Raw genomic sequence first — 24,870 nt, forward strand, 5'->3', positions numbered from 1 at the left:
TAGGTTTGTTAACCCGACGTGGGAGGGTAGCACTAGGCTTGACTCCGACGCCTCTCAACAAAGAGGGCGGATTGTAGCCATTGACTAACGATTAGTCAATCACTAACCGACGCCACTCCGGGCGGTGAATTATAAGCACTTGGGCACAGATCGCAAGGATCGATCCCCAAGCGATCGTCGACTAGGGAGCGATCCCGACTTGATTCAAAAACTTATGCAAACGGGGATCGTCGCATTGGTTAAATAACCAATTCGGTGTCCCTTGGGCAATAATATGGCCGTCGTTCATAAATACCACCCGATCCGCCACATCGCGAGCGAACTGCATTTCATGGGTGACCACCAGCATGGTTTGGTGGCGAGTGGCGAGCTTTTTCATCAACGCCAACACTTCGCCAACCCACTCTGGATCGAGGGCTGACGTGGGCTCATCAAACAGCAGCAGCTCAGCCTCCAGCGCCATCGCCCGGCCGATGCCAACCCGTTGCTGTTGTCCACCCGATAAAGAGGCCGGGTAATGATCCCCTTTATCGCCAAGCCCAATATCATCGAGAATTTGCTGGGCACGCTCACGGGCTTTGTCTTTCGCCCATCCCTTAACGGTGCGCAGCCCCTCGGCAATGTTGTCACGAGCATTGAGGTTAGCAAATAACGCATAATTTTGGAAAACAAAGCCAGTTTGACGCCGCAACGCCAGAATATCCTGCTTACGGGTGGCCATATTGCCGCTATCAACGCGTTGCTCCCCGATTTCGATGATCCCTTGCTCGGCACGCTCGAGAAAATTAATGCAACGCAATAAGGTCGATTTACCGGTGCCGCTAGGACCAATAATGCAAACTATTTCGCCTCGGTCGATAGTGAGGTCGATGCCGTCGAGCACCGCAACGCCTTGATAGATTTTTTTTAGCTTTTCTATCTTTATCATCGTTGATACGCCTTATTAAGGTGTGCCTCTGCCCAATACTGAACGCGTGTTAATGCCACAACCACGGCCCAATAGATGAGTGCCACCGCTAAGTAAGCTTCAAAGAACTTGAAGCTGGATGACGCTTCCATTTGCGCTTGTGCCATGATTTCCGCGACCCCGAGCGTAAAGGCGAGTGACGTGGCTTTAATCATATCAATGAAGTAGTTCATCAACGATGGCAGGGCAATACGCACCGCTTGCGGCAAGATGATGCGTTGCATCGCTTGGCGGGTGGTCATGCCCACCGCCAGACTGGCTTCCATCTGGCTGCGATCCACCCCGGTAATGGCGGCGCGGATTGACTCGGCCATGTACGCAGAAAAATGCAGACTGATTCCGATCACTGCGGCGGTAAAGGCTTCCATTCCCACTAAGGCGGGGATGACCTGAGGGAGACCGTAATAAAGTAGAAACAGTTGCACCAATAGCGGGGTGCCACGGAAGAAGCTAATAAAGATCTGTGCAATACCATTGAGCCCAGGGATGCGAAACACGCGAATCAAGGCTATCGCCACTGCCAAGGCGAGGGCGAAGATGAGGCCCAGTACAGCCATCTCCATGGTGATCCCCAAATAACGCAGCAGCAGGGGAAACAAGGAGGCCATGTAATCAAAATCGAACGCCATGATTGACCTTTAAACAAAAAAGCCCGCCTGCGCGGGCTTATTAAATGAAAGTAAACACTTACTTTTTAGTGATATCGCCACCGAACCATTTGGTTGAGATATCCGCCAAGGTGCCGTCCTCACGCATCGCGTTTAGCGCAGCATTGACTTCATCACGTAAGCGTTGACCACGCTCTGAGTCGACAAACGGCCATGCATTAGCAATGGTTTCAAAAGGTTGTCCAGCTAATTGTAGGGGCAGACCTGACTCTTTGATCAATTGTAGCGCGGAGAGGCGATCCATAATAAAGGCATCAGCACGACCCAAGGCCACATCGTGTTCAATCCCGGTTTCGTAGGTTTTGATGTTGATATCATCAGCGGCTGGGTGTTCACGCAACAGTTGTTCAAAGTTCGAGCCTAAGTTAACGGCCACGGTTTTACCCTTCAGATCGGCGACCGAGTTAATGGCATCATTGCCTTTACGAACCGTGATTTGTGCGCCGTCCACCACATACGGGTCAGTGAATAGATATTTCGCTTGGCGCTCATCGGTGATGGTGATTTGGTTTGAAATGGTGTCGATACGGCCGGTTTGTAACAGACCAAACAGTCCTGAGAAGTTAGCGGTGACATACTCCACATCGTAGTCGTTGCGCTCGCCAATCTCATCCCACAAATCGACTTCGAAACCTTGTAGCTGGTCTTGTTTAACAAACGTAAACGGAAAGTAGCGGCCAGACATGCCCACTTTTACTGTTTCAGAAGCAAAGGCGGGGGCAGTGAGAATCATGCTCACGCTGAGCAGGGCGTTGATGAACCATTTAGTCATGAAAAGCTCCGTAGTAACCACATCGATATTGATAAGGTGCGTAATATAGAGGGTGGCAGTGGCAGGCGAGAAATACCTTCTTGTTATGAGTAATAACTTATTCACCGAAGTTGTCGTGTAATTCCTGGGATAAACCCCACATTGATCAAAATTATGCACAAGGAAAGAACAGGATCATTGGCCAATCTGATCCTATTCTTGTGAGTAAAACATGGGTTTGCTGTGGCGATCTCACGTATTTCTGTGGGATCTATGTGAATAACTCGGATCTTATTCACTGATTTCGGGATCTTGTGGGTAGCGATCTGGGCGCGACAGGAGTACCATTGTGACCTTTCTCTTTTCGGTACAACTGCGTGGAGTCAAACGTGTCATCATCGCTTTGGTTGCAGTGTCTTGAACGTCTTCAAGATGATTTACCTGCGACAGAATTCAGTATGTGGGTACGGCCACTTCAAGCCGAGCTCAATGACAATACGTTGACCCTCTTTGCCCCAAACCGTTTTGTGCTTGATTGGGTGCGAGATAAGTATCTGCATCAAATTAATCAATTACTGAACGAGTTTTGTGGTGTCGACGTACCCATGCTGCGCTTTGAGGTGGGGAGCAAACCGGTTGCCGCAACGCCACAAGCTGCCCCTGCCGGGCCTGCTGCTGCGCCCGCTCCGCAACAAGCGGCGCCAGCGCCGCCGCAAGGACGAGTGTGGGAGCCTGCTCCCTCACCGGTGCAATCGGATGTTAATCATCGCTCCAACGTCAACCCCAAACACAAGTTCAATAACTTTGTTGAGGGTAAATCGAACCAGTTAGCCTTGGCAGCCGCGCGTCAGGTGTCGGATAACCCGGGGGCGGCCTATAATCCCCTTTTTCTTTATGGCGGAACGGGCTTAGGTAAAACGCACTTGTTGCATGCGGTGGGTAATGCCATTTCTGATCGCAAAGCGGATGCGCGCGTGGTGTACATGCACTCAGAGCGCTTTGTGCAAGATATGGTGAAAGCGCTGCAAAATAATGCTATCGAAGAGTTTAAGCGTTATTACCGCAGTGTCGATGCGCTATTGATTGATGATATCCAATTCTTTGCCAACAAAGAGCGCTCGCAAGAAGAATTCTTCCATACCTTTAATGCGTTGCTTGAGGGTAACCAGCAAATCATTCTCACCTCCGACCGCTATCCCAAAGAGATCAACGGGGTCGAGGACCGCTTAAAATCGCGGTTTGGCTGGGGGCTGACCGTCGCGATTGAGCCGCCAGAGCTGGAAACCCGGGTGGCGATTTTAATGAAAAAAGCGGAAGATCATGCCATTCGTTTGCCTGATGAAGTGGCCTTTTTTATCGCGAAAAGACTACGTTCTAACGTGCGTGAACTTGAAGGGGCGCTTAACCGCGTGATCGCCAATGCCAACTTTACCGGTCGTGCGATCACCATCGATTTCGTCCGAGAAGCGTTGCGGGATTTGCTCGCCTTGCAAGAAAAGTTGGTCACCATTGATAATATCCAGAAAACCGTGGCTGAATATTATAAAATCAAGATGGCAGACTTGTTGTCTAAGCGTCGGTCTCGCTCGGTGGCGCGACCCCGCCAGATGGCGATGGCGCTAGCAAAAGAGCTGACCAACCACAGCTTACCGGAAATTGGTGATGCATTTGGCGGTCGTGACCATACCACCGTATTGCATGCTTGTCGTAAGATTGAGCAGCTGCGTGAAGAAAGTCACGATATTAAAGAAGACTACTCTAACCTGATTCGAACGTTGTCGTCCTAATTATGAAATTTACTCTTACGCGTGAGCAATTACTTCAACCACTTCAGCAAGTTACTGGGGCACTAGGCGGGCGTAGTACCTTGCCGATTTTAAGTAACCTATTGATTGAAGTGTCGGAGCAGCAACTCAAGCTGACGGCGACCGATATGGAGGTCGAGCTCAATGCCACCGCACCGCTGGACGGTGAGTATCTTGATGGGGCGATCACTGTGCCTTCGCGTAAGTTTATGGATATCATCAAAGGCTTACATAGCGAAGCTCGTATCACTGTGGCGCAAGAAGGTGACCGCGTGGTGGTGCGAGCGGGACGAAGCCGCTTTACATTATCGACCTTACCGGCTTCAGATTATCCCAACATCGAAGACTGGCATGCCGAAGTGAGCTTACAAGTACCGCAAAGCAAGCTGGGTCATCTGATTGACGCCACGCAGTTTTCGATGGCGAACCAAGATGTACGCTATTACCTCAATGGACTCTTATTCGAAACCGATGGGCATACGCTGCGCACCGTTGGGACGGACGGCCACCGGATGGCGGTGTGTCATTTATCCATGGAAGAGGCGTTGCCCGCACAACAAGTGATTGTGCCACGTAAAGGCGTCAGTGAGTTGGCGCGTTTGCTCGATGATAGCGAGCACCCGGTGAATATCCAAATTGGCGCGTCTAATATTCGTGCGGTGGTGGGCAATGTGACCTTTACCTCTAAATTGGTTGATGGACGCTTTCCTGATTATCGGCGTGTGTTGCCACAATCCACTTCCCGAACGCTTGAGGTCGACTGTGCTGAGCTCAAGCAAGCATTGTCATTAGCCGCGGTATTATCGAACGAGAAATTTCGCGGCGTGCGAATGAATATTGAAGGTAGCGAGCTGCGTATCTCCGCCAACAACCCTGAGCAAGAAGAAGCGGAAGAGTTTTTGGAAGTCGACTATCAAGGTGAGCCAATCGAAATCGGTTTTAATGTTAGTTACGTGCTCGATGTGCTCAATGTTTTACGTTGTGACAAGGTGCGTTTTTCGATGACAGACGCGGTGGGCAGTACCTTGATTGAGGACTGCGATCGCGAAGACGCCATGTATGTTGTGATGCCAATTCGCCTCTAGGTTATGGCGCTATCACGACTGGTCGTCCACGACTTTCGAAATATTGAAGCCTGCGATATTGAGTTGTCGTCAGGCTTTAACTTTTTAATTGGCCCCAATGGCAGTGGTAAAACCAGTGTATTGGAAGCCATCCACTTTCTCGGTCATGGGCGCTCCTTTCGTAGCGTGCTTAACAGCCGAGTGATTCGTCATCAGCAACCCAATCTTACGGTACATGGTCGAGTAAAAACGCAAGATGGGATCTTGCTTCCGGTCGGCATTCAAAAGCGCCGAGACGGCAGTGCAGATGTTAAAATCGGTCAAGAAAAAGGGCAAAAGCTGGTGGCCCTGGCCAAAGTGCTGCCATTGCAATTGATCACCCCTGAAGGTTTTGAGTTATTAACCGATGGGCCCAAGTTTCGTCGTGCGTTTATCGATTGGGGGGTGTTTCATTCTGAGCCAGGTTTTTTTGAAGCTTGGACACGAGTGAAGCGCCTAACGAAGCAACGCAACGCCGCGTTGAAAACAGCGCGCCACTATGGCGATATCCAAGTATGGGATACGGAACTAGCACGCCTTGCCGAACAAATCAGCGCATGGCGTCAGGCTTACGTTGATGCGGTTTCCGCGCGAGCGACCGCATTATGCCAAGCATTTCTTCCCGAGTTTTCCATCCAGTTTCGTTTTTATCAAGGATGGGAGCGAGGCGCAGACTATCAGGCATTGTTGGCGGCGAACTTTGAGCGCGACCAGCAAATGGGATACACGGTATCAGGGCCGCATAAAGCCGATTTGCGCATCAAGGTGGCAGGTACGCCAGTCGATGATGTGCTATCGCGCGGACAGTTAAAATTAATGGTATGTGCACTTCGGCTTGCACAAGGCCAGTTGTATAGCGAGGAGCAAGGTATCGCTTGTATCTACTTAATCGATGACTTTGCCTCCGAATTAGACAGTCGCCGGCGAGCACTATTGGCCAGTGAGTTGACCCGCATTGGGGCTCAGGTTTTTGTTAGCGCCATTAGTGCCGATCAAGTCGCGGAAATTTGCGACGAAAATAGTAAGATGTTTCATGTGGAACATGGCAAAATTAACGCAGGATAAATAAGCGAGAGTAACTCAATGTCCAACGAATACGATTCATCGAGTATCAAGGTACTGAAGGGCTTGGATGCCGTGCGTAAGCGTCCGGGAATGTATATCGGCGATACCGACGATGGTACCGGCCTGCACCACATGGTGTTTGAGGTGGTCGATAACTCGATCGATGAAGCACTGGCCGGACATTGTAATGATATCGTGGCGACCATCCACGAGGATGGCTCGGTATCGGTTCGCGACGATGGTCGTGGTATCCCGGTCGATATTCATGAGGAAGAAGGTGTATCGGCCGCACAAGTGATCATGACCGTCCTCCACGCCGGCGGTAAGTTTGATGACAACTCTTATAAAGTCTCTGGCGGCCTTCACGGGGTGGGGGTATCGGTGGTCAACGCCTTGTCAGAAAAACTCGAGTTGACTATTTGGCGTAATGGCCATGTTCACCAGCTTAATTTTGCGCACGGTGAGCCTCTAGGACCGCTGGCTGAAATGGGTGAGACCGACCAAACCGGTACCCGTATTCGTTTCTGGCCAAGTGAAGAGACTTTCTCTGATATCAACTTCAACTATGACGTGCTTGCCAAGCGCTTGCGTGAGTTGTCTTTCCTTAATTCGGGTGTCTCCATCAAGTTAATTGACGAGCGCGAAGAAGACAAAGCGGATCACTTTAAATACGAAGGGGGCATCCGCGCGTTTGTCGAACACCTCAACAACAAGAAGACCTCCATCCACCCATCCGTTTTCCACTTTGAGCATACTCGGGAAGACGGGGTTAGCGTTGAAGTGGCGATGCAGTGGAACGATGGCTATCAAGAAAACATCTACTGCTTTACCAACAATATTCCGCAGCGCGATGGTGGTACTCACCTTGCGGGTTTTCGTGGCGCATTGACACGTACGCTCAATAGCTTCATGGACAAAGAAGGTTATTCCAAAAAAGCCAAAGCCGCGACGTCTGGCGATGATGCCCGTGAAGGCTTGACCGCGGTGGTCTCGGTGAAAGTACCGGATCCCAAGTTCTCCAGCCAGACCAAAGACAAACTGGTGTCATCGGAAGTGAAATCGGCGGTTGAATCCGCCATGAGCAGCCACTTATCAGACTTTCTCATTGAGCACCCTGCCGATGCGAAAGTAGTGTGTACCAAGATCATTGACGCTGCCCGTGCGCGTGATGCGGCACGTAAAGCACGTGAAATGACGCGTCGTAAAGGCGCGTTGGATTTAGCTGGCCTTCCCGGCAAGCTTGCCGATTGCCAGGAAAAAGATCCGGCGCTATCTGAACTCTACATTGTGGAGGGTGACTCTGCAGGCGGCTCAGCCAAGCAGGGGCGCAACCGTAAGAACCAAGCGATTTTGCCGCTCAAAGGTAAGATCCTCAACGTCGAGAAAGCCCGTTTTGATAAGATGTTGTCCTCGCAAGAAGTGGCGACACTGATCACGGCAATGGGGTGCGGGATTGGCCGGGAAGAGTACGATCCGGACAAGCTACGTTATCACAGCATCATCATCATGACCGATGCGGATGTCGACGGCTCGCATATTCGTACCTTGCTGCTGACCTTCTTCTATCGCCAAATGCCAGAGCTGATTGAGAGAGGCTATATTTATATTGCTCAACCACCGCTTTATAAAGTGAAAAAGGGCAAGCAAGAGCAATACATCAAAGATGACGAGGCGATGGAGCAGTATCAGGTGGCATTGGCGTTGGAGAATGCGTCATTGTTCGTGAACCCAGATGCGCCAGCGATGCACGGCGAGTCACTTGAGAAATTGGTGAAAGAGTACAATGGTGTCCTCAAGCTGATTCAGCGTATGAAGCGTCGCTATCCCGCCGCGCTACTCAATGAGCTGCTTTATCAACCGCGTTTGTCAGTCGATGACCTGCGCGACGAGTGGGCAGCTAAGCAATGGGTAGAAAACATTGTTGGGATTTTGAATCGTAAGTCGACGGGTGAAAGCCAGTATCAGGCATCATGCCGACTCGATGAAGAGCATCAGGTATGGGTGCCAGAGCTGGTGGTGCGCACCCATGGTGTCGATTATAAATACTTAGTGAGCTATGACTTCCTGAACTCGAAAGAGTACGGTCGAATCGCAAGCCTATCGGAAACCTTAAATGATCTCCTGGATGAAGGGGCGTACGTTAAGCGCGGTGAACGTACGCAATCGGTAGAGAGCTTTGAGCAAGCTCTCAACTGGTTAATCAAAGAGTCAACCCGTGGTGTGTCTCGTCAGCGCTATAAAGGTTTGGGAGAGATGAACCCAGAGCAGCTTTGGGAAACCACTATGGATCCTGAAGGTCGTCGTATGATGCAGGTGACGATTCAGGATGCGGTTGCCGCGGATGAGTTGTTTACCACCTTGATGGGTGATCAAGTTGAGCCACGTCGTGCGTTTATCGAAAACAATGCGCTGAAAGTAGAAAACCTCGATGTATAAGTGATAAATCAACTATTTATCAACAATTAAGGCCAGCATTGCTGGCCTTTTTCATGCCTGTTTGGGAGGCAAACCTCAATATGTAACTGTTTTTATATACAGTGTTTTTAGCGCGAGTACACTTATCATTCCCTTAACGACAAAATGATAGGAAGCCTGATGTCTATAAAAACGCGCGCTAATCTCCAATTGGTTTATGTTTCTGATATTGACCGTTCTGTGGGTTTCTATCAGCAACTGTTTCAATGTGATCCTGTCTTTACCAGTCCCAGGTATGTGGCGTTTTCTGCCTCTGAGCAGGGAGATGCCTTATTTGCGTTGTGGACAGGCGGCGAGCAGCCCTCACCCTCGATGACGCGACTGAGTGAAATTGGCATTATGGTGCCTACCAATGATGACGTTGATGCCGTTTTTGACCAATGGTCGAACAACCTAACCATCAATGTTGTGCAAGCTCCTTACGATGATGTGTTTGGCCGAACCTTCGTGATTCAAGACCCTGATGGGCATTTAGTGCGCGTAGCGCCGCTTGATTAATATGATGGGAGGGGGCTTAAGAGGTTCGCTTTCGAATTGTGCGCCCTCCATGAGAGCAAAAATTTTTTAAAGTCGCTATTGAAATCAAATTACCCAACCCTATATAGAGTAATAAGGCGATGCTATTGGGTCGCCGGAGGCTTGTCCGAGTTGGAAGGCCGTAGATAACATTTTATTGCTTCATAGGAAGGGTAAGATTATGCGTAACTTTGATTTCTCTCCACTCTATCGTACTGCAATTGGTTTCGACCGTTTATTCGATCTGGTTGAAAACAGCAATGCCAATAATGCGGGTGGATTTCCTCCTTACAACATAGAGCAAAGCCAAGAAAACCAATACCGCATCACCATGGCGGTAGCAGGCTTTAGCCAAGATGAGGTGGATATCACTCAGCAAAAAAATAGCCTAATCGTCGCCGGTAAAAAGGGTGCACGTAATCAAGATACTAAGTTCTTGTACCAAGGCATTGCCGAGCGCGATTTCGAGCGCAAGTTCCAGCTCGATGATCATATTAAAGTGACAGGGGCAGACATGGAAAACGGCATGCTACATATTGATTTAGTACGCGAAGTACCAGAGGAAGAAAAGCCTCGTCGTATCGAAATCGGTAGCCGTTTGCTAGAAAACGCTGAGTAAAGCTTGAATCCCGAGTGGTTCACGATAAGGGAGAGGGCAGCCATGCTGCCCTTTTTATCGACTATACACCTAAGACGAGCCTGCCAATCCGTCGTGACATCCGAAGCTGTGAAGCGCCTGATGATTTATCCCGTCCACATAGATCTGTCTAGCGCTGCCGGTTGCCCATCCGTCTCTTAACGAGATCTGGCTTTGTAATGCGTGCCCAACACTCTGCCGCTGAATGAAAAAATAGTGGTGTTTCAGTTCCCAGCCAAGAACGTCCTCTCTCGATATATATTACTGAAAGCAAGGATAATGTTTCACGTGAAACATATAAGAATACCAATAGCAAACCATCTCGCCTGGCCTATCAAACTAAACCAATCGACGTTCGGGCTGACCATATAGATTGAATCGACGGCTATTTGGGAGGGAGTGTAGCGGTACGTTTTAAGGGTAGGTCCGCTTGCAAGGAAAGAAAGGCGTGTCATTAGCAGTGCTGGATGACGACTTGTTTGCTGTGAGCCTACTTGGTCTTAAGTGGTGCGAGATGAGCGACTTCTTCACCTTGTCCAAAAGTCTCGTGCAATATTTGAATGACGAGTTGTTCTTTAAGTGTTGACTTAAAACATGAGAAGGGAAATCCATAAAAGGTTTCACGTGGAACATCCACTAACCGATGTTCCACGTGAAACCAAGGCTTATTCCTCGTTGTAGGCACGCGCGACTTCTTCAGCGATAATATCAATGCCTTTCTGCATCATCTTGTCATCTTGCACGTAGTTCATTCGGATACATTGCTTGGCATGATCCCAGCCTTCGTGATCGACACCAATAAAGAAATACTCTCCGGGGACAACCAGTACACCGCGAGCTTTTAAGCGTTTATATAACTCTTGGGTAGAGATTGGGAGCTTGTTAAACCAGAGCCACAGGAAGATAGCTCCTTCTGGCTTATGAACACGAACTCGCTCATCATTAATGGTCTCAAGCACCATCTTTAATGTGCGCTGTGACTTTTGCTGGTAGAAAGGACGAACGACGTCTTTGCTTAAGCGTAAGAGATCACCGCGTTCTATCATTGCTAGTGCCATTGCTGGCCCCACACTGTTTGGCGACAGGCTGACGATACCATTGATGTTGGACATCGCATTGATCACCGTTTCATTGGCAATCACAATCCCGCAACGCACACCAGGCAGCCCTAGCTTACTGAGGCTCGAGCAGAGTATGGTGTTGTCATTCCAGAACGGTGCAACGTCTTCAAAAATAATATCCGGGAAGGGCGTGCCATAAGCGTTATCGATGATCAGTGGAATATTGTGGTCGCGCGCGAGTTGGTCCAGTTGTCGGATTTCGTTATCGGTTAGCACATTCCCGGTTGGGTTAGTCGGGCGGGAGGCACAGATGGCACCAATGCTCTCATCAATCTTCAGGCGGCTGAAGTCGACATGATATTTAAATTGGCGGTTATCCAATAATTCAATCTCAGGTTGATAGCTAACAAAGATATCGTCGTTGATACCGGCGTCACCATAGCCGATATACTCGGGGGCAAGGGGTAGCAATATTTTTTTGTGGCTGCCATCGGCGTAGCGCCCCGCTAATAGGTTAAACAGATAAAAGAATGCACTTTGGCTGCCATTGGTCAGCATGATGTTTTTGCTTGAGAGCTGCCAGCCATAAGTCTTATTCAGCAGCTCGGCGAGGGCATTGAGTAATGCCGATTTTCCTTGTGGACCATCGTAGTTTGCCATGGCGTGAACGAGACTACCGTCGTCGAGCATTGATTGGCTTAGCGTCTTAAAGTAGTCGAGCATTTCCGGGATCGCCGCGGGGTTGCCGCCCCCCAACATAATGGCGTCTGGATTACGTAAGCCGTCATTAAGATCGTCCATTAATTGTGTGATGCCCGAGTGATTGGCGAACTTCTCGCCAAAGTGAGTGACTTCCATGATTACTGCCTTTAAATATCTGTATCGATGTTGTGGTTAAGCTGCAATCAACATACAACAATCTATTGTGTAAAAGAAAGCATGGTAAGTTTGTTATCTTCTCGTCATTAAAGGGTATGGTTGACGGGGTTGTTACGTTATCGGTACACACTAGGGCGAAAGTCGCTTAGAGGGGTAGAAATCCAAGTGTTCCATGTGAAACCAACTCGGCTTGGCTCGACAAACAGGGTGATTAGCGTCATTAAATTGGGTAGCCAACGAGGCTGAGAGCTGGTAGCAAGGTAGATGAGAATTGGTAGCGAAGAGGGGCGTCCGCGTATCAATACCCAAAAAAAGCCCCGCGTCATAGCGGGGCTGAGTCGTGTGTTGCTGATAATTACTTCTGCAGAACAGAAATATCTGCCACGTTGAGGAACTGCTCACGGATAAGGTGAAGCATCGCCAAACGGTTGGCTTTCAGTGCAGGATCGTCTGCCATAACCATCACGTTATCAAAGAAGGTATCAACCGGTGTGCGCAATTGCGCCAGCTCGGTCAACGCGCCCTGATAATCGCTGTCAGCAAATAAAGGTTTAACCGCAGCGACTTTCTCAGCGACCACGTCCGCCAATGCTTTTTCAGCGTCTTCTTGTAGCAAGCTTGTATCGACGCTGCTAGGGAGCTCGCCGTCATACTTGGCCAGGATATTGCCTACACGCTTGTTGGCCGCGGCGAGTGCTTCGGCTTCTTCAAGGCTGCGGAAGTGCGACACCGCTTTAACGCGGCTGTCAAAGTCAGCAGGCTTGGTTGGACGACGTGCCAACACGGCTTGGATGATATCAACGCTATAGCCCATATCTTGGTACCAAGCGCGGAAACGACCTAGCATAAAGTCGAGGACATCCGCTTCTACCTCTTTGTGAGTCAGACGGTCATCGTACTGAGCTTTGGCATCACGGATGAGGTCGACAAGATCAAGCTGATAGCCATTCTCGACGACAATACGTAGAACCCCTAATGCGGCCCGACGCAGGGCGAAGGGGTCGCTGCCTTTAGGTGCTTGACCAATACCAAAGATGCCCACGATGGTATCCATTTTGTCAGCCATCGCGAGTGCTGAGGAGACCGGTGTCGTAGGTAGCTTGTCACCGGCAAAGCGTGGCCAGTATTGCTCATTCAGCGCCAGCGCTACGGCTTCGGGCTCGCCATCATGACGCGCATAGTGCATGCCCATCACGCCTTGGGTTTCAGTGAATTCAAACACCATCGAGGTCATGAGATCGCACTTAGCCAGTTGGCCTGCGCGCTCAGTGTGTGACTTGTCGGCGCCGATACGCTCTGCAATCTGTCCTGCGAGTGCAGTAATGCGATCGGTTTTATCTTTGATGGTACCCAATTGCTTTTGGAATACCGCGCTATCAAGCTCTGGCAGGCGATCAATCAATGGGCGCTTGCGGTCAGTATCAAAGAAGAACTCCGCATCCGCGAGGCGAGGACGCACGACTTTTTCATTGCCTGAGATAACTTGCGCTGGATCTTTCGATTCGATGTTAGACACGAAGATGAACTTGGGCAGTAGCTCACCATTAGCGTCATAGACAGGGAAGTACTTTTGATCGCCTTTCATGGTGTACACCAGCGCTTCTGATGGCACCTTAAGGAACTTGTTCTCAAAAGAGGCAGTCAGTACCACTGGCCATTCCACCAAAGAGGTGACTTCTTCAACCAAGTCGTCATCAAGCTCAGCAACCCCACCAACCGCGTCAGCCGCTGCTTTGGCATCTTTAATAATCAACGCCTTACGTTTTTCATAATCGGCCATGACTTTACCTTCACGCTCAAGGCGCTCTGGGTATTCGTCAGCATGATCCAGCGTTAAGCTCGATTCACCCATAAAGCGGTGGCCACGAATCACGCGATCAGACGCCACGCCTAGGATAGTGCCTTCAATCAAGGTGTCCCCATACAGCATCACCAAGGTTTTCACTGGGCGGATAAACTGGGTGTCTTTGTCACCCCAGCGCATGGGTTTAGGAATAGGCAGTTTGCTTAAGGCGTTATCGGCCAGTACCGGCAGTAAGGCGTCAATGGCTTGGCCAGGTACGTGTTGACGATACAGCAACCACTCACCTTTATCGGTTTTTAGGCGCTCGGCCTCGCTCACGTCAATCCCGTTACCGCGCGCCCAACCCATGGCCGCTTTGGTGGGATTGCCGTCTGCGTCAAAGGCGGCTTTTACCGCAGGACCGCGTTTCTCAACCACTTTATCTGGCTGGCGATCGCTCAATGCAGCCACTTTAAGTGCTAAGCGACGCGGGGACGCGTACCAAGTAATGCCGTGGTGGCTCAGATCAGCGTCTTTTAGTTGTGCTTCAAACTGACTCGCGAAGGCTTCAGCCAGTGTGCGCAAGGCTGTGGGTGGTAGCTCTTCAGTGCCGAGCTCAATCAGGAAATTTTGCGTTGCCATGATGCTCCCTTATTTGCTGTGTCGGCACATCGGGAAGCCTAGCGCTTCGCGAGATGCGTAGTAGGCTTCGGCGACACGTTTAGTCAGTGTGCGAATGCGCAGAATATAGCGTTGACGTTCAGTCACTGAAATGGCTTTACGCGCATCCAGCAGGTTGAACGCATGACCGGCTTTTAGGATCTGTTCGTAAGCAGGCAAAGGGAGCGGCTGCTCGAGATCCAGAAGCTTGGTACTTTCGGCTTCGCACTGATCAAAGTAGCGGAACAGAAAATCAACATCAGCGTGTTCAAAGTTATAGGTCGATTGCTCCACTTCGTTTTGGTGGAAAATATCGCCGTAGGTGACTTTGCCAAATGGGCCATCGGTCCAAACCAGATCATACACAGAGTCGACTTCTTGAATGTACATCGCCAGGCGTTCGATACCGTAGGTAATCTCACCGGTGACCGGTTTACATTCCAGGCCGCCGACTTGTTGGAAGTAGGTAAACTGAGTGATCTCCATCCCGTTCAGCCAGACTTCCCAGCCGAGGCCCCAAGCGCCCAGCGTTGGGTTTTCCCAGTTATCTTCCACAAAGCGAATGTCGTGGACTTCTGGGTCAATTCCCAGCACTCGCAGCGAGCCTAAATACAGCTCTTGAATGTTATCGGGTGACGGCTTCAGGATGGTTTGAAACTGGTAGTAGTGCTGCAGACGGTTCGGGTTCTCGCCATAACGCCCATCGGTAGGACGACGAGAAGGTTGAACGTAAGCCGCTGCAATGGGCTCTGGACCAAGTGCACGCAAGCATGTCATTGGGTGGGAGGTACCTGCACCCACTTCCATGTCTAGCGGCTGAACAATGGTACAGCCTTGCTGGGCCCAATAATCCTGCAGCGCGAGGATCATACCCTGAAAGGTTTTGATATCGAATTTATGCATTGTCAGGTTCGCGCGAGTTGATGAATGGAGAAAATAGCTGGCAATTATAACTCGCAGCGCGCTCAAGCAGTAGGGGGCTGGCGGATTTTTGTGCGCCTTTGAGGCGCTTATTTTCTCCGTGCAGGGGCAAGAGGAATAGAAGTTGCCAAGCGATTGTTCAAATCGTACACTAGCGCCGTCTTGGGGAGTAGTCGACCACTGCACAGTCAGTGGGGCAATCATCAACATAGTTGAAGCAAAATCTTCATGGTGATTGCAAGCCTGCCATTAGGTGCTCTGGGCTTGACGAGACCAACGACAATCGCACGAACCGGGGTGGGGCGTGTGTGTTGTCGTGGTTGAATCATAATAAGCCCTGCCCCAGATGAGCAATGTCATGAGCGTTCTTGCCATTTCTATCTCTACCGTCACCTTGGCGGAAATCGGGGATAAAACCCAACTACTATCGCTGGCGTTAGCGACACGTTTTCGTAAACCTGCGGTGATTATCAGTGCCATTTTATTGGCGACGTTAGTCAATCACGCCATTGCCGCCTGGCTCGGGGTGGTCGCGGCCGATATACTGACCGATACCGTATTGCATATTATTTTGATCATCAGTTTTGGCGTGATGGCGGTATGGATGCTGATCCCGGATAAGCTTGAGGATGAAGGTATTCAGGGCAAAAGCGCGTTTTGGGCGAGCTTCAGTGCGTTCTTTGTCGCAGAAATTGGCGATAAAACCCAGCTCGCCACGACCGCATTGGGCGCACAGTTTAATGAAGCGTTGTGGGTGGTAGTGATTGGATCAACCATTGGCATGTTGCTAGCCAATGTCCCAGTGGTGCTGGCGGGTGATAAAATTCAGCGCCATGTCCCGCTTGCTGTCGTGCGGGCGCTCGCGGCGGCGATGTTTGCCGCATTGGCTGTGCTCGATACTTGGTATCTACTGAGCTAACGCAGGACAATGATGAATGAATAAGGGTTGGCGTTATGCCAGCCCTTTTTTGATCAAAAACTGAAACGGCACGCTCTCTGTTTGGGCTGCGATAAGGGTGTGATCCATAAAACGACAAAAGCTGGGAATATCACGCGTGGTTGAGGGATCATCGGCGGTAATCAGCAAGGTTTGTCCCTCGTCCATATGACGGATACGTTTACGTACCATCATTACAGGCTCCGGGCAGCGCAGGCCTAAGGCATCAAGTTGAAGATCGGCGTGGTCAAAAGCGAGTGTCATTATTTTTACCTCAAAAAGTGTCGACCTGATCATACTTATGGCGACAAATTATTCAAACAGGGTTGCGCTTGTAAATGAGTTGTGTAAATTATTTAACAAGTCGTTAACGAAAGGCGGGATCATGAGAAAAGCACAAACGAGCACATTGAGCTTGGCTTATGGACACCGTATCGCTGCTTACACAGGGCTGAGCGGACTCGCTTTTTGGGGATTAACGCACAGTCATGAGCACACTCTCTTGGCAACACTAGCAATCTGCGCCGCAGCCTTGGGGTTATTGGTAGAAGCCTTATCGACCTCAACGCCACGCTCGCAGCCTGACTAGGCTAACTCACTCAACAGCTACACTCACTCCCAGTTTTCTTGGGCTTCCCCGCTCTTCGAGCGGGATTTTTTTTGTCTACACGTCGCCAATAAAGGCCAACCCGTAATAAAGATTGGCCTTTTTGCGCGGATTAGTTTTGGTGAGCGATCTCGATAACGACGCGGCCTTTCACCTCGCCCTGAATAATTTTATCCGCATACTCTGGGGTTTGCGCCAGTGCGATGGTGTGGCACGCCTGTTCAAAGTAACTGGCTGGGAGTAGCTTGGTGAGTGATTGCCACGCAGCTTGACGTTGCGCTTTCGGGCAAGAGACTGAATCGACACCTTGCAATCGCACATTGCGCAAAATAAACGGCATCACAGTGGCGGGTAAATCAAAACCGCCGGCAAGGCCGCATGCGGCGACCGTCCCCCCGTACTGGATTTGTGAGAGGACATTGGCAAGCATTTGACTGCCTACGGTATCAATTGCGCCAGCCCACTGTTGCTTGTCTAGCGGGCGACCGGGTGCGCTAAAGGACTCGCGCGGTAGCACGTCGTCAGCGCCTAGTTGCTTAAGCCACGCTTGGTTGGCTTCAAGTCGGCCTGTGACGGCACTGACGCGATAGCCCAACGCATGCAATAAGGTGACCGCGACAGAGCCAACGCCGCCACTGGCACCGGTGACTAACACTGGGCCATCTTCAGGTTTGACGCCACCATCGATTAAGGCTTGCACACATAACATCGCGGTAAACCCCGCGGTGCCTACCATCATTGCTTGTTGCGCAATGAGCCCCTCAGGAAGGGGAACGAGCCAGTCGCCATTAACACGCGCTTTCTCTGCCATGCCTCCCCAGTGTGCTTCACCGACGCCCCAACCAGTGAGCACCACTTTATCTCCGGGTTGATAGTCGGGGTGTTGGCTATCGGCAACTGTGCCGGCAAAGTCGATCCCTGGCACCATGGGGAATTGGCGAACAATCTTACCTTTGCCGGTAATGGCTAAGCCGTCTTTATAATTGAGGGAGCTGAAATCAACATTGACGGTGACATTGCCTTCTGGAAGAAGGTCATCATCGAGTGAGGTGATTTTGGCGAGGGTTTGCTTTTCGTGTTGTTCAAGGACAAGCGCGTTAAACATGGCATTCTCCCGGTTGAAGTCAGTGAGTGGCCATACTAGGCCAGATGATGTTACCACCACATGCGTTACATCAATCACTATGCGATTGCGTGCGGGATGACGCAAGCCAAAAAAAGAGCGGACGTAGCCGCTCTTTATTGATGAAAGTGCGCATTGTGGTTAGACGCGTTCGAACACTGTCGCAATCCCCTGACCGAGACCAATGCACATGGTCGCTAAGCCTAAGGTAGCATCTTGGCGCTCCATTTGATGTAGTAAGGTGGTCGAGATGCGTGCGCCGGAACAGCCTAGCGGGTGACCCAGTGCAATTGCACCACCGTTGAGGTTAACTTTGTCATCCACTTTATCCATCAGGCCAAGATCTTTGACACAAGGCAGAGACTGGGCGGCAAATGCCTCATTCAGTTCGACCAAGTCAATGTCATCGATGCTTAGGCCCGCACGTTTGAGCGCTTTTTTGGTCGCTGGGACCGGACCATATCCCATAATGGATGGGTCACAGCCGGCGACGCCCATGGCACGGATACGTGCACGGATAGGCAGCCCCAAGGCTTTGGCCTTTTCTTCACTCATCACCAACATTGCAGAGGCACCATCCGATAGTGCCGACGACGAGCCAGCGGTTACTGTGCCATTGGCAGGATCAAAGGCGGGGCGTAAACCAGCGAGGCTCTCTACGGTAGTTTCTGGACGAATCACTTCATCGTCTTCCACCAAGGTGAGTAAGCCATCGGCATCATGGCCTTCAATAGGCGCAATCTCATCTCTAAAACGGCCTTCCACGGTGGCGGCATGCGCACGGGCATGAGAACGAGCGGCAAACTGGTCTTGCATTTCACGACTGATGCCATGCATGCGACCGAGCATTTCTGCGGTAAGTCCCATCATGCCAGCGGCTTTAGCGACTGACTTAGATAAGCCAGGGTGGAAGTCGACACCATGGTTCATCGGCACGTGGCCCATGTGTTCGACACCACCAATCAAGAAGGTGTCGCCATCACCGACCATGATTGCGCGAGCCGCATCGTGCAGTGCCTGCATCGACGAGCCACACAGGCGGTTGACCGTGGTGGCACCCACGCTATGTGGAATGCCAGCAAGGAGCGCCGCATTACGGGCAATGTTGAAACCTTGCTCGAGCGTTTGTTGTACACAGCCCCAGTAGATGTCTTCAATACTGGTGCTGTCTACCCCAGGGTTACGTACCAATAGAGACTTCATTAGGTGCGCGGATAGATCTTCAGCACGAACGTGGCGAAACACACCGCCTTTCGAACGGCCCATGGGGGTACGGATACAGTCAACGATCACTACATTGTTCATTGTTCTCTCCTTAAACTTAGGCTGATTGCGGTGCGTTGACCGGTGTGACATCAAAGTAAGCCTGTTTATCGCTGGCACGACGTTTCATATCCGTAGGAACATGATACAAAGCGCCGAGCTCAGAGAATTTGTCAGCCATGGCGACGTAGTTATCAACACCCAAAGTATCGACATAACGGAAGGCACCGCCTCGGAATGGCGGGAAGCCGATACCGTAAACCAAAGCAATGTCTGCTTCTGCCGGAGAGGCAATGATGTTTTCTTCCAAACAGCGGGCGACTTCGTTGATCATCGGCACCATCATGCGAGCGATAATATCCTCGTCACTGATCTCTGCTTGACCCCCTTCAATTACGGGTGCGAGCAAAGCAGGGACGGCTTCATCGGCTTCTTTTTTCGGCTTGCCTTTTTTGTCTGTGGTGTAGCGATAGAAGCCTTTGCCATTCTTCTGACCAAAGCGCTCGGCCTCAAACATCACATCAATGGCATCGCGGCCAGACTTACTCATGCGGTCTGGGAAGCCTTCTGCCATTACCGCCTGTGCGTGGTGCGCGGTATCAATACCGACCACGTCAAGCAGGTACGCCGGACCCATCGGCCAGCCAAATTGTTTTTCCATGATTTTATCAATGCGCTGGAAGTCCACCCCGTCACGCAGTAGCAAGCTAAAGGCATGGAAGTAGGGGAACAATACGCGGTTGACGAAAAAGCCGGGGCAGTCGTTGACGACCACGGGCGACTTACCCATCTTGGCGGCGTAAGCCACCACGCGTGCGATGGTTTCATCAGAGGTTTTCTCGCCACGAATCACTTCAACTAATGGCATGCGATGAACCGGGTTAAAGAAGTGCATGCCACAGAAGTTTTCTGGACGGGCCAATGACTTCGCCAGTGTATTGATAGGAATGGTAGAGGTGTTGGACGCAATGACCGTGTCGTCACTGACTAGCGCTTCGACTTCTTTGAGGACGCTGGTTTTTACTTTCGGGTTCTCGACCACGGCCTCGACGATCACGTCACTTTGCTCAATGCCCGCATAGTGAAGACTTGGGGTGATTGACGACAATACTTGGCCCATTTTAAAACCATCGACACGACCACGCTCTAGCTGCTTATTCAGCAGCTTGGTTGCTTCTTTCATACCGAGGTCGAGTGAGGCTTGGGCGATGTCTTTCATCATCACCGGCACGCCTTTCAGTGCCGATTGATAGGCAATGCCGCCGCCCATGATGCCTGCGCCTAATACCGCACCACGTTGTGTGTCTTTACCTTGTTTGGCAGCTTTTTTCGCGTTGCCTTTGATGACCTGGTCATTGAGGAAAATGCCCACCAAGGCTTGTGCGACATCGGTTTTGGCTAGCTTGACGAAATAGCGGTTTTCGACCTCAAGTGCCTCATCGCGTGTCATCCCTGCGGCTTCTTCAATGGCCGTCACTGCCGTCATTGGAGCCGGATAATGTTTCCCTGCAACTTGTGCCACCATGCCTTTGGCCATGGTAAAGCTCATCGCTGCCTCGGTGCGGTTAAGCTTCAGTGGTTGTTTTTTCTGTTGGCGACGGCTTTGCCAGTCAATTTTTTCGTCGATCGCTTGGCCTAGCATTCGAATCGCCGCGTCACGCAGGTGCGCGTTATCGACAACGGCATCCACTACGCCTTCTTTTAACGCCGCGGACGCGCGTTTTTCTTTCCCAGCAGTGATGATTTCCATCGCGGTATCGGCGCCGATAAGTCGAGGCAAGCGCACGGTACCACCGAAGCCGGGCATAATGCCGAGCTTGGTTTCAGGAAGACCGATACGCGCGTCCTGACCTGCTACACGTAAATCGGTCGCGAGTATGCACTCACAGCCACCGCCGAGTGCATGGCCATTGACGGCACTAAGGGTGGGATAGGGTAAATCTTCTAAACGATTGAAAATGGCATTGGCGCGAGATACCCAATCAGAGAGCTCTTGGTCGGGTTTGGCAAACAATCCGAGAAATTCGGTAATGTCTGCGCCGACAATAAAGGCTGATTTAGCAGAGGTCAGCAGCAGTCCTTTAATATCATCGCGACCCGACAAGGCATCGAGGGCTTGGTCTAAGCTTTCTAGCGTTGCCAGATCCAATTTGTTGACAGAACCTTGGCTGTCTAGGGTCAGTTCTGCAATGCCGTTATCCAAAGCACGAACTGATAGGTTATCTCCTTGGTAGATCATGGTTGTTCTCCACGTTGGCAGTACCATCCTGGTTGAATAGTGTTCTGGTTAGACCAGATGCGACCTAGTGTGGATCATTGTTATAAGAAATGACAACCAAAAGTTAAACGAATGTTTAAAATATGTGGTGTGGGTTGTTTTTACTGTGGTCGAGTCCCTGTCGTGCTTGAGGGAATATGATACAGTGCATCGCTGAGACACAAAGGTTGTACCATGATGCCTATCACCCCATACGCAGTGCCTGCTGACACCGTGAGGCACGAGCTTGAAATCAAAAAAAGCCGGTTTATTACGTATCTTGCTCATACGCCCGGAGAACAAGAGGCAAAGCAATTTATTCAATCGTTGCGAGAAGCGTATCCTGATGCACGGCATCACTGCTGGGCATTTGTCGCAGGCCGGCCTGAATCTTCCGTGCAATGGGGGTGTGGCGATGATGGTGAGCCAGCGGGAACGGCAGGCAAGCCGATGCTTGCGCAGTTATCTGGTGCGAACGTCGGTGAGATTTGTGCCGTGGTAGTACGCTATTTTGGCGGGATTAAACTGGGTACTGGGGGCTTGGTCAAAGCGTATGGCAGTAGTGTGCAGCAAGCCCTGGGCCTTTTGACCACGCGAGAAGTGGCAGTGACAGTCCCTTACACGATAAGCTGTGAATATGCTCACATTGATACGATAGAATCGCTACTCAAGCAGTACGATGGCGTTCAGCTCGATGCAGAATTCAGCCATAATGTGCGATTGAGTGTGCGTATCGATGCGCGCTATATCGATGTGTTTCTTGAAGCACTTAAAAATCAAACCCGCGGACAAGCAAGCGCGCACCCGTTAGAACATAAGACAACGTCAGGCACTTAGCCTGCTTTACGTGTAACGACGAGACGGTAGAAAGTCGCTACCGCCGATAAGAGGGCCACGTCAGGCTATGCAATTTCGTTCCATTACCCGCATTGTCGGACTCCTGCTGGCCCTGTTCAGCATCACCATGTTAGCGCCTGCATTGGTTGCGTTTATCTATCGTGATGGTGCGGGCTATCCTTTTGTTTTGACGTTTTTTCTACTACTCGCGGGTGGCGGGTTACTTTGGTTCCCCAATCGAAATTATCGGCATGAACTCAAAGCACGTGATGGGTTTTTGATTGTTGTCTTATTCTGGACGGTGATCGGCAGTGCAGGGGCAGTTCCGTTGATGCTGTCTGAACAGCCCGATCTTTCCGTGAGCGAGGCGTTTTTTGAGTCCTTTTCTGGTTTAACCACGACGGGCGCAACCGTCATTGTGGGGCTAGATGAGTTACCTAAAGCGATTTTGTTCTATCGCCAGTTGCTACAGTGGTTCGGTGGTATGGGGATCATTGTGCTGGCGGTGGCCATCCTACCAGTACTCGGCATCGGGGGGATGCAGCTTTATCGCGCCGAGATCCCTGGCCCCGTGAAAGACACCAAAATGACACCTCGGATCGCTGAGACTGCCAAGGTGCTCTGGTACATTTATCTGACTTTAACCGTAAGTTGTGCCTTGGCCTACTGGCTGGCGGGCATGTCTGCCTTTGATGCCATTGGGCACAGCTTTTCGACCGTTGCCATCGGCGGGTTCTCAACCCATGATGCCAGCATTGGTCACTTTGATAGCACTGCGGTTAATCTCATCACTGTGGTGTTTCTGTTGATCTCTGCGTGTAACTTTTCTCTCCATTTCGCCGCCTTTGCCAATAATGGGCTCAATCTAAAGTTTTACTTGCGTGATCCAGAATTTCGCGCGTTTTTGGTGATTCAGTTCCTACTATGGCTGGTGGTGTTTACCATGCTGAGCGGGCATCAGGTTTATGAGAGCGCCACAGAAACCTTCACCCAGGCGCTATTTCAGTCGGTATCAATATCAACCACCGCGGGCTATACCACCACAACCTTTGCCCATTGGCCGTTGTTCCTCCCCGTTTTACTCCTGTTCTCGTCATTTATTGGTGGGTGTGCAGGCTCGACCGGTGGCGGGATGAAGGTCATTCGTATCTTGCTGTTGTCACTCCAAGGAACGCGAGAATTGAAACGCTTGGTGCACCCTCGCGCGGTATACACCATCAAAGTGGGTAATAAGGCGCTACGGCAGCAAGTGGTTGATGCCGTATGGGGGTTCTTCTCCGCCTACGCGCTGGTATTTGTCATTTGTATGTTGGCCTTGATAGCCACTGGCATTGAAGAGCTAACGGCGTTTTCAGCCGTTGCAGCGACCCTCAATAACCTAGGCCCAGGGCTAGGCGAAGTGGCTGCTCACTTTGGCGATATTAATGACACGGCGAAGTGGGTATTGATCCTTGCCATGCTATTCGGTCGTTTAGAAATATTCACATTATTGGTTTTATTTACTCCCACATTCTGGCGGAGCTAGCCGTATGGGGAAGGAGAGGACATGAGCGAGCAAAGCAACGCAACGCAAAAAGTCTTACTGCTACATTCCAGCCGAGAAGGGCAGACCAAGAAAATCCTGCATTTTATCGAGCAACAGCTGGGGGCTTCGGCGCAGTGTGAGGTGAAAGATATTCATCAGCGGCCAGACATTGATCTCAGCCAATACGATCGGATACTGATTGGTGCGTCTATTCGCTATGGCCATTTTAATAAAAAGCTATATCAATTCATTGATGCGCATGCAGATCAGCTTAAAACCGTGAAAGCAGCATTCTTTAGTGTCAATCTCACCGCGCGTAAACCGGGGAAAGATACGCCAGAAACCAGCGCTTATAGCCGTAAGTTTATCGAAAAGTCACCCTGGACCCCCGAACTGCATGGTGTCTTTGCCGGCGCACTCTACTATCCACGTTATAAATGGTTTGATCGAGTGATGATTCGCTTCATCATGCATATCACGGGTGGGGAGACGGATACGACCAAAGAGGTTGAATACACGGATTGGCGAAAAGTGGCGGAATTTAGCGAGCAATTTGCCCGCTTTTAGGCCATAACGCTGATTGTTTGACCGAACGGCGACTTTTTCTAAAAAAAGTCGCTTTTTAGTCTTGCGAAGGTGAGTGGTTTCTCTATAATGCGCCTCCATCGACACGGCACGCAGGGCAAGCGTTCAGCGAGCATGTCGAGAAAAAAATCAAATAAAAATAAACGCTTGACGTGATTTTTTAAAAGATTAAGATGGCCGACCTGCTTAACGCCAAGCGTTAGGGGAGTCAAAAAGAGGTTTTATTTCACCCGGCGGGTTGAGAATAAAAGATAAAATTTCTTCTTGACTTTAACGGCAAGGCGCGTAAGATACGCAGCCCTGACCAAGCGAAGCGCGGCTTCGCATCGTCAACGCTCTTTAACAATTTGACCTATGCAATCTGTGTGGGCACTCGTTGAGAATAGACAAAAAGATTTATTCGATGAACTGAGTGACCAAACGACAACTTTTACAGTTGTTCGGC

21 protein-coding genes and 1 riboswitch are annotated in these 24,870 nt (G+C 50.6%); of the genes, 11 read left to right on the forward strand and 10 right to left on the reverse strand.

Annotated elements, in window-relative coordinates; all coding sequences use genetic code 11:
• Window positions 1-181: 181 nt before the first annotated feature.
• Genes EHW58_RS14055 through EHW58_RS14065 form a run of 3 tightly spaced genes read right to left on the reverse strand, consistent with a single transcriptional unit; the run spans window position 182 to window position 2,407 of the window.
• Complete coding sequence (locus EHW58_RS14055; RefSeq protein ID WP_152797087.1) at window positions 182-928, reverse strand: amino acid ABC transporter ATP-binding protein; 747 nt, start codon at window positions 926-928, stop codon at window positions 182-184.
• Entirely contained in the window at window positions 925-1,596 is a 672-nt protein-coding gene (locus EHW58_RS14060) for an amino acid ABC transporter permease (RefSeq protein WP_046074848.1), read from the reverse strand. The genes EHW58_RS14055 and EHW58_RS14060 overlap by 4 nt, the downstream gene beginning before the upstream one ends.
• A 58-nt stretch (window positions 1,597-1,654) precedes the next feature.
• Window positions 1,655-2,407 carry an amino acid ABC transporter substrate-binding protein gene (locus tag EHW58_RS14065; protein WP_046074847.1) on the reverse strand — a complete coding sequence of 251 codons (753 nt, stop codon included), beginning with the start codon at window positions 2,405-2,407 and terminating at the stop codon, window positions 1,655-1,657.
• A gap of 368 nt (window positions 2,408-2,775) precedes the next feature.
• Between EHW58_RS14065 and dnaA the strand changes: the two genes are divergently transcribed.
• From dnaA to EHW58_RS14095, 6 genes are all read left to right on the forward strand, one after another.
• Window positions 2,776-4,173: a chromosomal replication initiator protein DnaA gene (gene dnaA, locus EHW58_RS14070; RefSeq protein WP_046074846.1), complete on the forward strand. Its 1,398-nt coding sequence runs from the start codon at window positions 2,776-2,778 to the stop codon at window positions 4,171-4,173.
• A gap of 2 nt (window positions 4,174-4,175) precedes the next feature.
• A complete protein-coding gene (gene dnaN / locus EHW58_RS14075; protein ID WP_152797089.1) occupies window positions 4,176-5,276 on the forward strand; it encodes a DNA polymerase III subunit beta in 1,101 nt (366 codons plus the stop codon).
• A 3-nt stretch (window positions 5,277-5,279) separates the two neighbouring features.
• Window positions 5,280-6,359 carry a DNA replication/repair protein RecF gene (recF, locus tag EHW58_RS14080; protein WP_152797090.1) on the forward strand — a complete coding sequence of 360 codons (1,080 nt, stop codon included), beginning with the start codon at window positions 5,280-5,282 and terminating at the stop codon, window positions 6,357-6,359.
• 18 nt (window positions 6,360-6,377) lie between these two features.
• The gene (gene gyrB, locus EHW58_RS14085; protein WP_077579396.1) at window positions 6,378-8,795 is read left to right on the forward strand and encodes a DNA topoisomerase (ATP-hydrolyzing) subunit B; all 2,418 of its coding nucleotides are present in this window, start codon (window positions 6,378-6,380) and stop codon (window positions 8,793-8,795) included.
• Window positions 8,796-8,954: 159 nt separating this feature from the next.
• Window positions 8,955-9,332 carry a VOC family protein gene (locus tag EHW58_RS14090; protein WP_046074842.1) on the forward strand — a complete coding sequence of 126 codons (378 nt, stop codon included), beginning with the start codon at window positions 8,955-8,957 and terminating at the stop codon, window positions 9,330-9,332.
• A gap of 199 nt (window positions 9,333-9,531) precedes the next feature.
• Window positions 9,532-9,969, forward strand: a complete 438-nt coding sequence (locus EHW58_RS14095) for an Hsp20 family protein (RefSeq protein ID WP_152797092.1) — start codon at window positions 9,532-9,534, stop codon at window positions 9,967-9,969.
• A gap of 683 nt (window positions 9,970-10,652) precedes the next feature.
• Here EHW58_RS14095 and EHW58_RS14100 read toward each other — a convergent pair.
• From EHW58_RS14100 to glyQ, 3 genes are all read right to left on the reverse strand, one after another.
• Window positions 10,653-11,906 carry a valine--pyruvate transaminase gene (locus EHW58_RS14100; RefSeq protein WP_152797094.1) on the reverse strand — a complete coding sequence of 418 codons (1,254 nt, stop codon included), beginning with the start codon at window positions 11,904-11,906 and terminating at the stop codon, window positions 10,653-10,655.
• A gap of 376 nt (window positions 11,907-12,282) precedes the next feature.
• Window positions 12,283-14,352, reverse strand: coding sequence for a glycine--tRNA ligase subunit beta (gene glyS / locus EHW58_RS14105; RefSeq protein WP_152797096.1), 2,070 nt, complete (start codon window positions 14,350-14,352; stop codon window positions 12,283-12,285).
• Between the two features lie 9 nt (window positions 14,353-14,361).
• Window positions 14,362-15,273 (reverse strand): glycine--tRNA ligase subunit alpha, encoded by a 912-nt coding sequence (glyQ, locus tag EHW58_RS14110; protein WP_069362311.1) that lies wholly within the window; start codon window positions 15,271-15,273, stop codon window positions 14,362-14,364.
• A 175-nt stretch (window positions 15,274-15,448) separates the two neighbouring features.
• Window positions 15,449-15,621: riboswitch (yybP-ykoY riboswitch) on the forward strand.
• Window positions 15,622-15,649: 28 nt separating this feature from the next.
• On the opposite strand from glyQ, the gene EHW58_RS14115 reads away from it, so the two are divergent.
• Entirely contained in the window at window positions 15,650-16,210 is a 561-nt protein-coding gene (locus EHW58_RS14115) for a TMEM165/GDT1 family protein (protein ID WP_152797098.1), read from the forward strand.
• A gap of 33 nt (window positions 16,211-16,243) precedes the next feature.
• Here EHW58_RS14115 and tusA read toward each other — a convergent pair whose 3' ends face one another.
• Complete coding sequence (tusA, locus tag EHW58_RS14120; RefSeq protein ID WP_046074835.1) at window positions 16,244-16,492, reverse strand: sulfurtransferase TusA; 249 nt, start codon at window positions 16,490-16,492, stop codon at window positions 16,244-16,246.
• A 121-nt stretch (window positions 16,493-16,613) separates the two neighbouring features.
• On the opposite strand from tusA, the gene EHW58_RS14125 reads away from it, so the two are divergent.
• The gene (locus tag EHW58_RS14125) at window positions 16,614-16,817 is read left to right on the forward strand and encodes a hypothetical protein (protein ID WP_077607307.1); all 204 of its coding nucleotides are present in this window, start codon (window positions 16,614-16,616) and stop codon (window positions 16,815-16,817) included.
• Window positions 16,818-16,947: 130 nt separating this feature from the next.
• Here EHW58_RS14125 and EHW58_RS14130 read toward each other — a convergent pair whose 3' ends face one another.
• The 3 genes from EHW58_RS14130 to fadB all read right to left on the reverse strand — a co-directional run bounded on the left by EHW58_RS14130 (window position 16,948) and on the right by fadB (window position 21,460).
• Window positions 16,948-17,940, reverse strand: coding sequence for an MDR family oxidoreductase (locus EHW58_RS14130; protein WP_152797100.1), 993 nt, complete (start codon window positions 17,938-17,940; stop codon window positions 16,948-16,950).
• Between the two features lie 159 nt (window positions 17,941-18,099).
• Window positions 18,100-19,263: an acetyl-CoA C-acyltransferase FadA gene (fadA, locus tag EHW58_RS14135; RefSeq protein ID WP_046074832.1), complete on the reverse strand. Its 1,164-nt coding sequence runs from the start codon at window positions 19,261-19,263 to the stop codon at window positions 18,100-18,102.
• Between the two features lie 16 nt (window positions 19,264-19,279).
• A complete protein-coding gene (fadB, locus tag EHW58_RS14140) occupies window positions 19,280-21,460 on the reverse strand; it encodes a fatty acid oxidation complex subunit alpha FadB (RefSeq protein WP_046074831.1) in 2,181 nt (726 codons plus the stop codon).
• Window positions 21,461-21,676: 216 nt separating this feature from the next.
• Here fadB and EHW58_RS14145 point away from each other — a divergent pair, with 216 nt between their 5' ends.
• The 3 genes from EHW58_RS14145 to hemG all read left to right on the forward strand — a co-directional run bounded on the left by EHW58_RS14145 (window position 21,677) and on the right by hemG (window position 24,407).
• Window positions 21,677-22,315, forward strand: coding sequence for a YigZ family protein (locus EHW58_RS14145; RefSeq protein ID WP_046074893.1), 639 nt, complete (start codon window positions 21,677-21,679; stop codon window positions 22,313-22,315).
• Window positions 22,316-22,382: 67 nt separating this feature from the next.
• Complete coding sequence (locus EHW58_RS14150) at window positions 22,383-23,840, forward strand: TrkH family potassium uptake protein (RefSeq protein ID WP_046074830.1); 1,458 nt, start codon at window positions 22,383-22,385, stop codon at window positions 23,838-23,840.
• Window positions 23,841-23,861: 21 nt separating this feature from the next.
• Window positions 23,862-24,407 carry a menaquinone-dependent protoporphyrinogen IX dehydrogenase gene (gene hemG, locus EHW58_RS14155; protein ID WP_046074829.1) on the forward strand — a complete coding sequence of 182 codons (546 nt, stop codon included), beginning with the start codon at window positions 23,862-23,864 and terminating at the stop codon, window positions 24,405-24,407.
• Window positions 24,408-24,870 lie beyond the last annotated feature (463 nt).

It is taken from the genome of Salinivibrio sp. VYel1 (assembly GCF_009377945.1).
Classification (GTDB): domain Bacteria; phylum Pseudomonadota; class Gammaproteobacteria; order Enterobacterales; family Vibrionaceae; genus Salinivibrio; species Salinivibrio siamensis.